Origin of the sequence: Denitratisoma sp., from assembly GCA_032027165.1 — a bacterium.
Classification (GTDB): Bacteria; Pseudomonadota; Gammaproteobacteria; order Burkholderiales; family Rhodocyclaceae; genus Desulfobacillus.
In genome coordinates this window covers 925,872-939,759 of sequence record JAVSMO010000001.1, presented here as the reverse complement: position 1 = coordinate 939,759, position 13,888 = coordinate 925,872, and the positions used below count along the sequence as shown (strand labels likewise).

Below are 13,888 nucleotides of genomic sequence, written 5' to 3'. Positions count from 1 at the left end.
TTGTCGTACTGCCGTGCCACTACGCACGGCACCGGAATCTGCCCTATCCCCGCAGGCTTTTTCGATATCCGGCAACACCCGGCATAACGTATAAAGGGCCCATGAATATTGCAACGGATTCATGCCAGGAGAAGGGGCAGGCGATGCAAAACGCATCGCTGTTGCACCGTGCTATGCGCCTGACGATCCGGAAGAAACTCATGCTCCTCTTTGCCGTGCTGATCATAATCGGCGCCGGCAACGTCTTCGTGATCCAGTCCTCGTTTCTGCGCCTCCAAGGAACGGCCATACTGATCAATCTGACAGGTAGCCTGCGCTGGATCAGCCAGAGCATCCAGCTCGACACTTACCGTCTCGTGCAGGGGCAGGATGCCGACCGTACGGCGATTGAAGACAGATTGAAACGTCTCGATGAAACCCTTGCCGTGCTCGACGGTGGGGGCAGGCTTTCTGGCCAGGAAGTCAAGGCCTTGCCGCCGCATCTGCAGGACGCCATTGAATCGGCCTGGAGGCACTCGATCAATTACCGGCAGAAAATAGATGGCATCCTGACAGGAGCCATCTCTGAACAGAACATCAAGGCCGAACTGGACCACCTATATCGCGACGGTAAGGCCATCCTCGAGTTGGCGGACGTCATCGCTGCCACCCTCGCCACGAACGCCGAGCTTATCGAAGACGAGGCGATGCGCAACCTCTATCGGCTGGCCATGCTGGATCTAGCCATGCTCATTTTCAGCCTGCTGGTTATTCGCTACCAGGTGGTGCTACCGCTCCGCCGCCTCGTGAGGGCCAGCCGCGCTTTCGCAAGCGGGCGCCACGATGCCCGCGTCGGCTACCGTTCCCAGGATGAGATAGGAGAAGTCGCGCTGGCTTTCGACCAGATGGCGGACACCATCCAAAAGGACATGGAGCAGATTGCCGTGGATGTCGCCCAATTGAGGGAAACCGGCCACAACCTGCGCAAGATGTCGCAGGCGATCGAATCCAGCCCCGCTACTGTCGTCATCACAGACCCGCAGGGCATAATCGAATACATCAATCCAAAGTTCTCCGAGGTCACCGGCTATACGCCACAGGAGGCGCTCGGAAAAACGCCTGGCATCCTGAAATCGGGCCTAACCCCATCGGCCATCTATCGCAATCTCTGGGCAACCATTCGAGCCGGCCGGGAGTGGCGTGGCGAACTGCTGAACCGGAAGAAGAACGGCGAACTATTCTGGGAGGATACGCGCATCTCCTCGCTCAGGGATGAGCATGGCCGGATAACGCATTTCATTGCGGTCAAGGAGGACATCACGGCGCGGAAGAAGGCCGAAGACAAGATTGTTCAGCTCAATGCCGACCTGGAACGACGCGTGGCGGAGCGCACCCGACAGCTTACTGCCACCAACAAAGAACTGGAGGCGTTCAGCTACTCCATCTCCCACGACCTACGCGCGCCACTGCGCGGCATCAACGGCTTTGCCCATCTGATGGAAGAAGGCTGCCAGGGCTGCGACAAGAGCGAGTCACTGGACCATCTGAAGCGGATACGGAAAGCCAGTGTCCGCATGGGGGATCTCATCGACGACCTGCTTGAACTTTCCCGCGTCGCCCGCAGCGAAGTCCGGCTTGAGTCGGTTCGCATCAGCGACATGGCACACGCCATGCTTCTGGAACTTGCCGAATCGGAGCCTGAAAGAAAGGTCGAGACGCGTGTGCAGGAAAATCTCGTAACACAGGGCGACCCCGTATTGCTGCAGGCCGTCCTGCAAAACCTGCTCGGCAATGCCTGGAAATTCACCTCAAAACGCAACAATTCGATCATCGAGTTCGGCTGCCGGGAGGAAAACGGAGATCACGTGTTCTATGTCAGGGACAACGGTGCGGGGTTCGATATGAAATACGCCGATAAGCTCTTCGCCGCATTCCAGCGACTGCATAGTCCGGAGGAGTTCGAGGGCACCGGCATCGGACTGGCGACTGTTCAACGTATCATCCACCTGCATGGTGGCCGCATCTGGGCAGACAGCTGCCTCGAGGCCGGTTCGACCTTCTACTTCACCCTGACCGACCAACGGGCGAGGCAACCCGGAAATTCAACCTCCTGAAATCGGCCAGATGCAGTTGCCCTTGCTTTCCTTGCCTATTTCCGCAAGGACCTTCTCATGTTCCGTCAACTCGTCAGCGCTGGCTCGCAGCACACGCAGTGGCGGACGTTGTTCCGCCAGTCCGGCCTGCAGAACAGGGGTTGCTGTCGCGTCGATCTCCATGATCAGGCTTTCCTGGCCGCGCGTCATGGACAGATAGACCTCGGCCAGGAGTTCGGCATCCAGCAGGGCGCCATGCAGCGTGCGGCCGGAGTTGTCGATGGCATAGCGCTCGCAAAGCGCATCCAGGGAATTCCTCCGGCCGGGATGCAGTTCGCGCGCCATCTTCAGCGTGTCCACCACCCCCGCGCAGGCCTGCTCCAGCGCAGACTCCTTCTGCAGGGCCAACTCGTTGTTGAGGAAGCCGACATCGAATGCCGCGTTGTGGATGACCAGTTCGGCCCCACGGATGAAATCGAGGAATTCCGCAACGATTTCGCCGAACCGGGGCTTGTCCTGCAGAAATTCGTTCGACAGGCCATGCACGGCCAGCGCGCCCGCCTCGACCTCGCGCTCCGGGTTGATATAGCGATGAAAGCGTTGCCCGGTGAGCTTGCGGTTGAGCAACTCAACGCACCCGATCTCGATGACACGATCGCCAAGGCGAAAATCGAGACCGGTTGTTTCCGTATCGAGGACAACCTGTCTCAAGCGTGCGTTCCTTTCAAGGTATCGATGCCACGGCGCGCGAGCGCATCGGCGCGTTCGTTCTCGGCATGGCCGGCATGGCCCTTCACCCAGCGCCATTCGATGCGATGGCGCGATGCCAGCTCGTCCAGCTCCCGCCACAGCTCGGCATTCTTCACCGGCTGCTTGTCAGCGGTGCGCCAGCCGCGTTTTTTCCAGGCGTGGATCCATTCGCTGATGCCTTTCTGGACATATTGCGAATCGGTATGCACGCGGGCATGCACCGGTCGCTTGAGGGCCTCCAGGGCGCGGATCACCGCGGTGAGTTCCATCCTGTTGTTGGTCGTATCCGCCTCGCCCCCGAACAGTTCCCTTTCGTGGCCGCCCATTCTCAGCAGGGCACCCCACCCGCCAGGACCCGGGTTACCTCTGCAGGCGCCATCGGTGTAGATCTCGACAATCTCCGTTGCCGCGCTCACCGGCCGCCCTTCTGGATTCTCTGTACCGCAGGCGCCAGCGCCTTGGCACGCGCCTTGCGGTCATGCCAGGCCGGCGTAAGCAGGCGCAGGCCGTGCTGACGCTTGACGCCCTGCAGGAGGTACACGGCACCGGCAATCGGCCACCAGCGGTCGCCCGCCAGTTCGAGAAAATGCCATCGGCGCAGCCATTTTTCCTGCGTCACCGCAGGCGAATAACGGCCGAAGCAGCCAGCCTGAGTTTCGAAGCTGAGCAAGGTCAGAAGGTCTTTCAGACGCCGCACACTGAAGTACTGTCCCTGCCAAGGGAAAGCTGCCCTCCTGCCAGCCAGGCGCCGCTTGATGCCCCAGAGACTGAAGGGATTGAACCCCGAGATCAGCACCTGCCCTTCCGGCACCAGTACGCGCTCCACCTCGCGCAGTATCTGGTGCGGATCGGGCGCGAATTCCAGGATATGCGGCAGTACGACCAGGTCGACGCTGTTTCCGGCCAGGGGCAGGTGATGGGAGTCGCCGATCACTCTGGCTGGCGGAGCAGAATCATAGACAAAGCGCAGCGGCATGCGATTCGCCCGCAGACAATCGCATTGCGGCAGGCCGACCTGCACAGCATTGAAGCCGAAAATGTCGACCACCATCTGATCAAAACGCGCCTGTTCCCATTCGAGGATGTATTTCCCCTGCGGGGTCTCCAGCCAGGCATCGAGTCCGGGAATTGACATTTCGCTCCGAAGTCCGAGAATCACGCAATGGACATTCAAGCCTTGCGCGCGTTCGAGGACAATTATATCTGGCTGCTGCGGGAAGGTCGCAGCGTCATCGCAGTCGACCCAGGCGACGACGCCCCCGTGCTGCACTACCTGGCGGACGAGAACGCCAGTCTGGCCGCCATTCTCCTCACGCATCATCACGGCGACCACGCCGGCGGGGTCGCCGGCCTGATCGCACGGCATCCGGCTCCGGTTTACGGCCCTGCGAACGAGCCGATCGCCGGCGTCACGGTTCCGTTGCGCGAAGGGGATACTGTCGCCCTGCCGGGTTTCAAGGTGACTTTTCAGGTCCTGGAGGTTCCCGGCCATACACGTGGCCATATTGCCTATTACGGCCATGGCGCACTGTTCTGCGGCGACACCCTTTTCGGCTGCGGCTGCGGCCGGCTGTTCGAGGGGACCGCGGAGCAGATGTGGGCCTCGTTGAGCAAGCTGGCCGCCTTGCCCCCCGACACGAAGGTGTTCTGCGCGCACGAGTACACGCAGTCGAACATACGCTTTGCCCTGGCCGTCGAGCCCGGGAACGCAAGGCTGCTGGAGCGGGCCGGGCAAGTGGCGCGGCTGCGCGCCAGCGAACAAGCGACCGTACCCTTCACGCTTGCTGAAGAATGCGAGACCAACCCCTTCCTGCGGGGCGCGGAACCTGAGGTCGCTGCCTCTGCGACACGCCACTGCGGAGCCCACCTGGCTGGCCCCAATGAGGTATTTGCCGCCTTGCGGGAATGGAAGAACAGCTTCCGCTGACAGTCAGTCCGTCACGAGCATCGGATCGGCGACCCGCACGCAATTGCGTCCTTCGCGCTTGGCTTCGTACAATGCCCAATCGGCGGCACTCAGCAGCCGGGGCAGTCCCTCGACCTGCACGGGAACAAGGGTTGCCACGCCCACGCTGACCGTGAGGGTGCCGAACGCCGAGCCCTCATGCGGTATGCCAAGCTTGAGGATTGCCGAGTTCATGGCTTCGGCCACCAGAATGGCCCCTTCCGAAGCGGTGTCGGGCAGCACCGCCGCGAACTCCTCGCCCCCATACCGCGCCACAATATCGGCCGGTCGCCGCAATTTGTTCCGCAGTGTGCCGGCTACCACCTTGAGGCACTCATCCCCCGCCTGGTGGCCGTAGCCATCGTTGTACTGCTTGAAGTAATCCACGTCCACCATCAGCAGCGACAACGGTTCTCGTTCGCGCAGGCAGCGCCGCCATTCACGCAGCAAGGCCTCGTCGAACTGTCTTCTGTTGGCTATCCCGGTCAGGCCGTCGACGGCGGAAAGCCGCGTCAACTCGCGATTGGCGCTGTCCAGTTTGCGCGTCAGCACGAGCAGCGAGTGACGCATCTGGATGATGCGTTGCATCGCCCGCACCTTGGCGCCCAGCACCACTTCGCTCACCGGCTTGAGCAGATAATCATCGCCGCCTGCCTCGATGCCGCGTTCCAGGTCCTCATCCCTGGTGAGTGCGGTCAGGAAAATGATCGGCGTCCACTCGCCCGGCCTTTCCATGGCCCGAATGCGTCGGGCTACTTCAAAGCCATCGATACCCGGAAGTATGATGTCCAGGAGGATCAGATCCGGCTGCTCCTTCTCGAAACTGACAATGCCAGTCAGCCCATCACGCGCCTGGACCGGCTGTATGCCCAGACGCTCCAGCAGATGACAGATCACCGCCTGGCTGGTCGCGGTATCTTCTATGACGAGTGCTTTCATCGGGAATCGTTGGACCATTCCTGCTTTTGGCGGCAAGCATAGCCGAATACAGGCCGGATAGAGTTATTTTCAGCGGATTGCAGAGAGAGAAATTGACGCCCCGGAGGGGCAACGGTAGCATTGGGTTTTCGCACTCTCAGGTTCCATGTTCACGCTCAAGACCGCGCTGCCGGGAATCCTTGCTTGCCTTGTCTTTTGCCAGTTTCCTGCCTCGGCTGCCGCTGAGGAGGGTGATTCGACTGTGGCGGCCCCCATGCCGACGCAGGCAGCATCGCACGAACCCGTCCAGACCATTGAGCTGAAGGAAGACCCGCCGCCCTTGGCGACGATCGATCTGACGCTGCCGCCCGACGACCTGTGGGTCCGCATCCGCCATGGCTTCGGCATGCCGAATCTCGACAGCCCCCTGGTCCAGCAGCAGCAAGCCTGGTATCTCGCCCGCCCCGACTACCTGCGACGCGTCGTCGACCGTAGCCGCCGCTACATGCACCATATCGTCGAGGAATTGGAAAAGCGCGGCATGCCCACCGAGCTGGCGCTGCTGCCGATCGTCGAAAGCGCCTATAACCCGATGGCCTATTCGCGCGCCCATGCCTCTGGCATGTGGCAGTTCATACCTTCCACCGGGAAGACCTACCAGCTCGACCAGAACTGGTGGATGGATCAGCGACGCGACATCATCGCTTCCACCAGCGCCGCACTCGATTACCTGCAATCGATATACGAGATGCACGGCGACTGGCATCTCGCGCTGGCCTCCTACAACTGGGGCGAGAACGCAGTGGCCCGCGCCATCAACAAGAACATGGCCAAGGGACTGCCGACCGACTACCTGAGCCTGACCATGCCCAATGAAACGCGCTGGTACGTGCCAAAGCTGCAGGCCCTCAAGAACATCATTGCCCAGCCGGGGCTCTTCAACGTCAGCCTGGACCCGATTCCCAACAAACCCTACTTCCAGACGGTGGAGGTCTCCGCCCACATGGATGTCGCCATTGCTGCGCGGCTGGCGGAAATGACCATCGAGGAATTTCTTGCCCTCAATCCGGCCTTCAATCGGCCGGTCATTCCGGACAAGGGCGGAGCCAACATCGTGCTTCCGGCAGAAAAGGTCGACGTGTTCATGTCCAATCTCGAGGCGCACAACAAGCCGCTGACGAACTGGCAGGCCTACACCATCAAAAAAGGCGAAAGCCTGGCTGCGGTCGCGAACAAGCACGGCCTGACGGTAACGCGACTCAGGCAGGTCAATGGCATCAGCGCGAGAATGCGCATCGGGCCTGGTCATACCCTGCTGGTGCCGGCCAAGGGAGAGCCGGTTGCGGATAACCTTCTGAAGGTAAACCTCCCCGTGATCAAGCCAAGCGTCAGGAAGGCCCCCGTCAGGGGCAAGAAGAAGATGGCCGCCGGCAAGCGCCAGAAGAACGCCGCCAGGAAAAAACCTGGGACGCCTCCCAAAAACGTCGCTGCCAAGAAACAGCCGCCACGCAACTAAGCACGGATTTGCTCATACAGGTAGCAGCATACGCTACGCCCGCCCTCAAGTTGCGTCTCCGCAGGATAGCCGACCGAACACTGCGGCATCGCCCGCGGACATCGCGGATGAAAGTGGCAACCCGCAGGCGGACGGGCCGGCGAAGGCATATCCCCCTTGAGCACGATGACCGGCCGGCCCGTATCGACGTCCAGGCGCGGTACTGCCGAGAGCAACGCCTCCGTGTAGGGGTGCTTGGGGTCGCGCAGGATTTCCCCCACCGCGCCCCGCTCGACAATCCGGCCGAGGTACATCACCGCCACTTCATGCGCCAGATACTCCACGACGCCAATGTTGTGCGTGATGAACAGGTAGGCGAGGCCGAGGGAGGCCTGTAGTTCCTTAAGCAGGTTGAGGATCTGCGCTTGCACGGAAACGTCGAGCGCGCTGGTCGGCTCGTCGCAGACCAGCAGGCGGGGTTCGACCGCCAGCGCCCGGGCTATGGCGATGCGCTGCCGTTGGCCGCCGGAAAATTCATGCGGGTAACGACCACGCATTTCGGAAGAGAGGCCGACCCGCAGCATCATTTCATCGATCTGCCGGTTCCGCACCGCAAGCTCGGATGCCGTGCCCAAGGCGGCCATGCCTTCCTCAATGATGTCGCCCACCCGCATGCGCGGGTCCAGCGACCCGTAAGGGTCCTGGAACACGATCTGCATTTCCGCTCTCAATGCGCGCAGACGTGCGTCCGGCAGGGAGGTGAGTTCCTCGCCGGCGAAACGTACGCTACCGCCGCTGGGTTGCAGCAACTGTAGGACAGCCTTGCCCACGGTCGTCTTGCCGCAGCCCGACTCCCCCACCAATGCCAGGGTGCGCCCCAAAGTCAGTCTCAGCGACACGCCGTCGACCGCCTTGACCTGCCCGACGACGCGCTTGAAAACGCCTTGACGGATCGGGAAATGCACTTTCAGACCGGCCACCTCCAGCAGCGGCGCCTCGGAATCCGGCGGCATGGAATCACTCTCGCCACTGTGCAACGACGACGTTTCCGCGACGCGGGCGCTTCCCTCAACGGCCGGTGTCTTCGCATCGTAAAGGTGGCAACGCACGACATGCCCCGCCTCTGCCGCATGCCAGGATGGCACCTCCTCCCGGCAGCGCTCCCGGACACTTGGGCAGCGCTCGGCGAAGCGGCAGCCGGTAAACCTCGTCGACAGCGGCGGCACGCTGCCCGGAATCGTTTCCAGCGCCGCGCCCCGCCGCTCAGGGCGCGGCAGCGCGGCAAACAGCTTGTTCGAATAAGGATGTTTCGGCGAGGCGAAGAACGCCGTGCGTTCGGCGACTTCCACCAGTTCGCCTGCATACATGACGCCGACCCGCTGCGCCAGCTGCGAGACTATGCCCAGATCGTGTGTGATAAGCAGCATCCCCATGCCGCGGCTGCGCTGCAGCTGTCCGAGCAGGTCGAGCACCTGGGCCTGGATCGTCACATCGAGCGCGGTCGTCGGCTCGTCGGCAATCAGCAAGGCGGGATCGCCGGCCAGCGCCATGGCGATCATGACCCGTTGCTTCATGCCGCCCGAAAGCTGGAAGGGGTACTCGCCGAGGCGACGCCCGGGGTCGGGAATGCCGACAGCGGCAACGAGTTCCAGGGCGTGTCGGCGCGCGGCCGCCCCTCTCATCGATGCATGCCGTTCCAGCACTTCGACGATCTGCTCGCCGACGGTCAGAACCGGATTCAGGCTGGTGGCAGGCTCCTGGAAGATCATCGCCAACTCGCTGCCGCGCACCTCGCGCATCTCCGACTCGGACAGGGCCAGCAGGTCGCGCCCGCCCAGCAAGACCCGCCCGCCGACAATCGATCCGGCATCGGGCAGCAGCCGCATGAGCGAGAGCGCCGTCATCGACTTGCCGCAGCCAGACTCGCCCAGCAGGGCAAAGGTTTCTCCCGCGGCGAGCTCGAACGAAACATCGTCGACTGCGCGCACGACACCCGCCGCACTCGCGAGCGAAGTTTGCAGGGAGTCGACGCGCAACAGGCTCATGCCGCCTTCTCCTGCGCCGGGGCCGCGACACGGCGGCTGGCAACGCGCGGATCGAAAGCATCCCGTACCGCGTCGGAAAACAGGTTGGCCGCCAGGACCAGCACGAACATGAAGGCAAAGGCGGCGATCAGCGACCACCAGACCACCGGCTCGCGCGCCAGCTCGAGGCGCGCCGTGTTGATCATGGTGCCGAAGCTGATGGTGCTGGGATCGACGCCGATGCCGATATAGGAGAGAACCGCCTCGGCCAGCACCAGGCCGGAAAAGTCCATCACCACAGCGATCAGCACGATGTGCATGACGTTGGGCAGGATGTGGCGCCCCATGATGCGCGAGGGCGAGGCGCCGAAGGCCTGCGCCGCCTGAACGTACTCCAGCTCACGCAGCTTGAGAGTCTCGGCGCGCAGCAGCCGGCACAATCCCGTCCAGCTCGTCACGCCTAGGATCAGGCACAGTGCCAGCAGGCGCGCATCGGCACGCTGGGCTGCGGTGGCAAACCAGTCCGGATGCGTGTCGATCGCCACCTGAACCATCAGCACCGAGGCGGCAATGAGCAGCACGCTGGGGATCGAATTCAGAGTCGTGTAGAGATACTGGATGAAGTCGTCGATCCAACCGCCGCGATATCCGGCGACAATGCCCAGCGCCACCGCGAAGGGCAGCATCGACAGCGTGGTGATGGTACCGATGACCAGTCCGGTGCGGATGCTCTTCAGCGTGAGATACAGCACATCCTGTCCAACCTTGTCGGTGCCGAAGACGTGGTAGCCGCCGGCCAGCGAAATGACCGGCCCGGCCAGCAGCATGAGGACCGCCAAGGCGGTCAGGACTGCATTCCAGGCAAACTGCGTGTCGCCCTTCCAGATGCGGCGCCAGGTTACCTGCCAGCCAAGCCCCCAGCGCAGTGCCGCCGCTTGCACGACGATCGCAGAAAAAGTCAGTCCCGCCAGCACGGCGAACGCCAACCCGCGGACGGTCCGGGCGGCCACGTCCTTTCCCCAGTCCTGCTCGGGGTTCTCAAGGTGCGCGCCGCCATGCTGTAATCGCGGGAACACCCGCGTCTGGCTGCCGTCCGGCAGTTCAACCGTCTCCCTGGCATAAAGGTGTGTGGCCAGCGGTGCGGAATAGGTCTTCTCGGTACCAGCCCGCAAGGGCAGCAGCAGCGCATCCAGGGCGCTGCGCACCTCACTGCTGTAGCCGCTGGCCGTCCTGCCCGAGACGTCGTCGAGACGCGGCCGATAGTGCAGCGAATCCAACAGACCGATGGCGATGAAAGCCGCCAACACCGTCAGCGACGCCATGCCGGCGCGGCTCTCGCCGACGCGGCGCCACGACGCCAGCAGGTATTCGCGGCGGATGACGTAGAAGCCGGCACCGATCGCGGAGGCAATGAGGAGGAAAATCAGGGCATCGGTCCACAAGACGATCGGCATCACTGCAGCCTCACGCGCGGATCGACCAGGGTGTAGGACAGGTCTGTCAGCAGCAAGCCGGCGATGTACAGCACCGAGCCGATGAAGACCATCGAGCGCACCACGGCGAAGTCCTGCGCATTGATGGCGTCGATGGTGTAGGAACCGAGCCCCGGAATGCCGAAGAAGGATTCGGTGAGCAGCGAGCCCATGAAGAGCAGCGGGATCACCACGACGACACCGGTGAGGATCGGAATCATGGCGTTCTTCAGTACATGACGAAACAACACCGCCAATTCTGACAGGCCCTTAGCACGCGCCGTGCGGACGTAGTCCTTGCCGATCTCCTCGAGGAAAATGGTGCGATACCAGCGCGTGCTGCTGCCGATGCCGGCAACCACGCTGATGATTACCGGCAGCAGCAGGAAGCGCCCGGCATCCAGGCCACCGGCATAGCCCGAGATTGGCACCAAATGCCAGACCTTGCTCACCAGGTATTGCCCGCCGATGATGTAGAACAGGCTGGAGATGGACATCATGGCCACGCACATGACCACGCCCCAGAAATCGAGATAGGTGGCGCGAAAGAAGGCCAGCAGGAGGGCAAAGGAGATCGTTACGAAGAGCCCGAGGATGAAGGCCGGCACGGCGATAGCCAGGCTCGGCGCCATGCGCATCCTGATTTCGTGGCCGATGTCGCGGCCGTCGTCGGCGCGTCCGAAATCGAAGACGAAGAGCTTCACCGACTTTTCGAAGAAGATGGTGCGCGTGATTTTTCCCGCGCCCTCTGCCGTCCCGTTGTAGAGCAGCGGCTTGTCATAGCCCCGCTCCGCCTTCCACTTCTGGATGGCCTCCGGTGTGACGCGCTTGATGCCGAGCTGCATGCGCGCCATGTCGTCGGGCGTGTTCACCACGAAGAACAGCGTGAAGGTCAAAAGATTGACGCCGATCAGGATCGGAATGGCGTAGAGCAGGCGGCGGATGATGTAGGCCAGCATTACGCCCTCCCCTGCGATCGTTCCCGGCGGCGCCAGCCGATGACCGCCGGCGCCGCGCTGGCGGCAAGGATGGCAGCCATCAGGCCGAGCGGCCAGAGCACCGGACGGTTCCAGGCTGCACGCAGCCGCTCGCGTTGCACCGCATCGATCTTTTGATACTTGAGGCCGTTCCTCGCCATGTGGTTCGGCTTGAGGTTCGCCACCCAGCCGTGGTGCAAGCTGTAGTCCTTCGGGTGGAAGCCGAACGACCAGGGCGCATCCTCGCGCAGGATGGCCATCATGCGGTCGATCAGTGCCTGCCGCGCCGGGCTGTTCTCCATGTGTTTTACCTGCTCGAAGAGCCGGTCGTATTCCGGGTTGGCGTAATTGGCGGCATTCTCGCCCTGGAACTTGGCGCGGCTCTGCGGGCCGTGAAAGAGGAAAAGGAAATTCTCCGGATCGGGATAGTCTGCGTTCCAACCCCATACGAAGATCTGCGCCGCGCCCTTGCGCACCTTCTCCTGGAAGCGGTTGTAATCGGTGCCGCGGACTTCCAGCTGGATCGACAGCTTGGCGAACTGCTTGCGATACCAGTCCAGGCGTGGCTTGTCGCCGGGGCCGCGGTCGGTGGTGTCGAGATAGAGCACCAGGGGCTGGCCGCTCTTCGCGTCGCGCCCGCCCGGATAGCCGGCATCGGCGAGCAGCTTCTTTGCCGCTTCGAGAGACTTGCGCCGCGGCGTGCCGTCCACCCAGTCGTACACCACTGGGTTGATGCCGACATCGCCCGCCCTGAAGCCGAAGATGCCGGGGGGTATCGGCCCTTGCGCCGGAATGCCACGACCGTTGGCAAAGATGGAAATGAACTCCTCCCAGTCGAGCGCAATGGAGATCGCCTGACGCAGCTTCCTCGCCCGCTCGCGTGCCGTTGCGTCGGCCTGGTTGCCGCCGACCACCGGGTCGAGCCAGTTGAAGGCAAAATAGCGCGTGGCGGTGCCGACCGACGTCACCAGCTTGATGCCCTTTGCCGTCATCTCCGGCGAAACGCCGGCTTCACCCTCGACGGAAATGCGCACGGCCTGGTCGAAGCTGTCGGAGCTGATGCCGGAAAGATCGTAGTATCCCTGAAGGAACTTGTTCCAGTACGGGATGCCCTCACGCTCGCGCGAGAACACGACCTTGTCGATGAAGGGCATGCGCTTGCCGGCATCGGCGAGCAGGCCGGCGGCAGCGTCCCTCTCCTCGCCCTCGCCCGGATAGTCCTCGCCTCGGTAGTTCGGATTGCGTTCGAGGATCATTCGTGCATTGGGATTGTTCTCGGTCAGCATGTAGGGGCCGGTGCCGACTGGGTACCAGTCGAGAATCAGGTTTTTGTCGGCCATGCCGGGCTGGGCGTAAAAGCGGTCGGCCTCGATCGGCACCGGCGCGAAGAAGTTCATCGCCAACCAGTAGGCGAACTGCGGATAGCGGCCCTTGATGCGGATGCGATAGCTGTACTTCCCCGTCAGCTCGACGCCGGCGAGCGGAATCTTCGACAGATCGAGCCAGGCATGTTTTCTCCCCGAGGCCGCCAGCGACCTGTCCTCCGCCTTCAGCGCCTCTGCGAATTCCTTCAGGCCGACGACGTACTCGCTCATCAGTCCGAAGACCGGCGAATGCAGGCGCGGGTGAGCCAGTCGTTTTATCTGGTAAATGTAGTCCTCGGCCGTCAGTTCGCGCGTGCCGCTGTGCGGGAAATCGCGCAGGGTATAGATGTCCTTCAGGTCGTTCTGCGTGAGCCCGTGATAGAGCAGGTTTCCGTCGGAGCCGCGGGCAAAGGCCGGATGCGGCTGGTAGAAAATCCCCGGCCGGATGCGGATCTCGTAAAGCGTGTGGGCCACGCGGGGGGAATCTGCCGGCACGTCGCGGTCGGCGGCATCCACGGTACGCGGCCGTGGCACCGTCTCTGCCGTCAGCGGAATCAGCATATAAGGTCGCTTCAGGTAGTGGTACTGCAGCGGCGGCTCGTAGACTTGCGCATTGAACTCGGCCTCATCCTCGCTGTAGGACTGCACCGGATCGAGGTGCTTGGGGCGTTCGGTGAAGGCGCTGTAGAGGATGTTTTTGCCGCTGTCCTGAGTCGGGTAGGGATTGTTCCACACCTCGCCGCAACCGGAGAGGAGTGCGGCAATGGCTAGCATCCAGCAGACAGGCGTCGGAAATTCGCGCATCGTGCGTGGAGTGTAGCGGATGGGCGAATTGGCGTCATCTGCCGGGCTCCGCTATAATTGCGCGGTC

The 13,888-nt window shown here is 62.6% G+C and carries 11 protein-coding genes; 3 read left to right on the top strand and 8 right to left on the bottom strand.

The genetic code is table 11. The annotated features are described in order from the left end of the window. Window positions 1-101 precede the first annotated feature (101 nt). Complete coding sequence (locus tag ROZ00_04465; protein MDT3735461.1) at window positions 102-2,093, top strand: PAS domain S-box protein; 1,992 nt, start codon at window positions 102-104, stop codon at window positions 2,091-2,093. Here ROZ00_04465 and dnaQ read toward each other — a convergent pair. Genes dnaQ through ROZ00_04450 form a run of 3 tightly spaced genes read right to left on the bottom strand, consistent with a single transcriptional unit; the run spans window position 2,082 to window position 3,957 of the window. Then, entirely contained in the window at window positions 2,082-2,783 is a 702-nt protein-coding gene (gene dnaQ, locus ROZ00_04460; GenBank protein ID MDT3735460.1) for a DNA polymerase III subunit epsilon, read from the bottom strand. The genes ROZ00_04465 and dnaQ overlap by 12 nt on opposite strands. Further along, on the bottom strand, window positions 2,780-3,238 hold the full coding sequence (rnhA, locus tag ROZ00_04455) for a ribonuclease HI (GenBank protein MDT3735459.1): 459 nt from the start codon (window positions 3,236-3,238) through the stop codon (window positions 2,780-2,782). Before rnhA ends, dnaQ begins: the two co-directional genes overlap by 4 nt. Next, complete coding sequence (locus ROZ00_04450) at window positions 3,235-3,957, bottom strand: class I SAM-dependent methyltransferase (protein ID MDT3735458.1); 723 nt, start codon at window positions 3,955-3,957, stop codon at window positions 3,235-3,237. Before ROZ00_04450 ends, rnhA begins: the two co-directional genes overlap by 4 nt. A gap of 27 nt (window positions 3,958-3,984) precedes the next feature. Here ROZ00_04450 and gloB point away from each other — a divergent pair, with 27 nt between their 5' ends. Then, window positions 3,985-4,749 carry a hydroxyacylglutathione hydrolase gene (gloB, locus tag ROZ00_04445; protein ID MDT3735457.1) on the top strand — a complete coding sequence of 255 codons (765 nt, stop codon included), beginning with the start codon at window positions 3,985-3,987 and terminating at the stop codon, window positions 4,747-4,749. Between the two features lie 3 nt (window positions 4,750-4,752). Here the strand turns inward: gloB and ROZ00_04440 are convergent, their stop codons facing one another. Continuing rightward, on the bottom strand, window positions 4,753-5,706 hold the full coding sequence (locus ROZ00_04440; GenBank protein ID MDT3735456.1) for a diguanylate cyclase: 954 nt from the start codon (window positions 5,704-5,706) through the stop codon (window positions 4,753-4,755). A gap of 145 nt (window positions 5,707-5,851) precedes the next feature. Here ROZ00_04440 and ROZ00_04435 point away from each other — a divergent pair, with 145 nt between their 5' ends. After that, the gene (locus ROZ00_04435) at window positions 5,852-7,201 is read left to right on the top strand and encodes a transglycosylase SLT domain-containing protein (protein ID MDT3735455.1); all 1,350 of its coding nucleotides are present in this window, start codon (window positions 5,852-5,854) and stop codon (window positions 7,199-7,201) included. On the opposite strand, the gene ROZ00_04430 is transcribed toward ROZ00_04435, so the two are convergent. Genes ROZ00_04430 through ROZ00_04415 form a run of 4 tightly spaced genes read right to left on the bottom strand, consistent with a single transcriptional unit; the run spans window position 7,198 to window position 13,791 of the window. After that, on the bottom strand, window positions 7,198-9,225 hold the full coding sequence (locus tag ROZ00_04430) for an ABC transporter ATP-binding protein (GenBank protein ID MDT3735454.1): 2,028 nt from the start codon (window positions 9,223-9,225) through the stop codon (window positions 7,198-7,200). The genes ROZ00_04435 and ROZ00_04430 overlap by 4 nt on opposite strands. Next, window positions 9,222-10,658, bottom strand: coding sequence for an ABC transporter permease (locus ROZ00_04425; protein ID MDT3735453.1), 1,437 nt, complete (start codon window positions 10,656-10,658; stop codon window positions 9,222-9,224). Before ROZ00_04425 ends, ROZ00_04430 begins: the two co-directional genes overlap by 4 nt. Continuing rightward, window positions 10,658-11,635 (bottom strand): ABC transporter permease, encoded by a 978-nt coding sequence (locus ROZ00_04420; GenBank protein MDT3735452.1) that lies wholly within the window; start codon window positions 11,633-11,635, stop codon window positions 10,658-10,660. The genes ROZ00_04425 and ROZ00_04420 overlap by 1 nt, the downstream gene beginning before the upstream one ends. Next, window positions 11,635-13,791, bottom strand: a complete 2,157-nt coding sequence (locus ROZ00_04415) for an ABC transporter substrate-binding protein (GenBank protein ID MDT3735451.1) — start codon at window positions 13,789-13,791, stop codon at window positions 11,635-11,637. The genes ROZ00_04420 and ROZ00_04415 overlap by 1 nt, the downstream gene beginning before the upstream one ends. Window positions 13,792-13,888 lie beyond the last annotated feature (97 nt).

Coding starts and splice junctions, on each gene's coding strand:
- ROZ00_04465 (MDT3735461.1), top strand. CDS start 102: ATGAATATTGCAACGGATTCATGCCAGGAGAAGGGGCAGGCGATGCAA.
- ROZ00_04450 (MDT3735458.1), bottom strand. CDS start 3,957: ATGTCAATTCCCGGACTCGATGCCTGGCTGGAGACCCCGCAGGGGAAA.
- gloB (MDT3735457.1), top strand. CDS start 3,985: ATGGACATTCAAGCCTTGCGCGCGTTCGAGGACAATTATATCTGGCTG.
- ROZ00_04440 (MDT3735456.1), bottom strand. CDS start 5,706: ATGAAAGCACTCGTCATAGAAGATACCGCGACCAGCCAGGCGGTGATC.
- ROZ00_04435 (MDT3735455.1), top strand. CDS start 5,852: ATGTTCACGCTCAAGACCGCGCTGCCGGGAATCCTTGCTTGCCTTGTC.
- ROZ00_04430 (MDT3735454.1), bottom strand. CDS start 9,225: ATGAGCCTGTTGCGCGTCGACTCCCTGCAAACTTCGCTCGCGAGTGCG.
- ROZ00_04425 (MDT3735453.1), bottom strand. CDS start 10,658: ATGCCGATCGTCTTGTGGACCGATGCCCTGATTTTCCTCCTCATTGCC.
- ROZ00_04420 (MDT3735452.1), bottom strand. CDS start 11,635: ATGCTGGCCTACATCATCCGCCGCCTGCTCTACGCCATTCCGATCCTG.
- ROZ00_04415 (MDT3735451.1), bottom strand. CDS start 13,791: ATGCTAGCCATTGCCGCACTCCTCTCCGGTTGCGGCGAGGTGTGGAAC.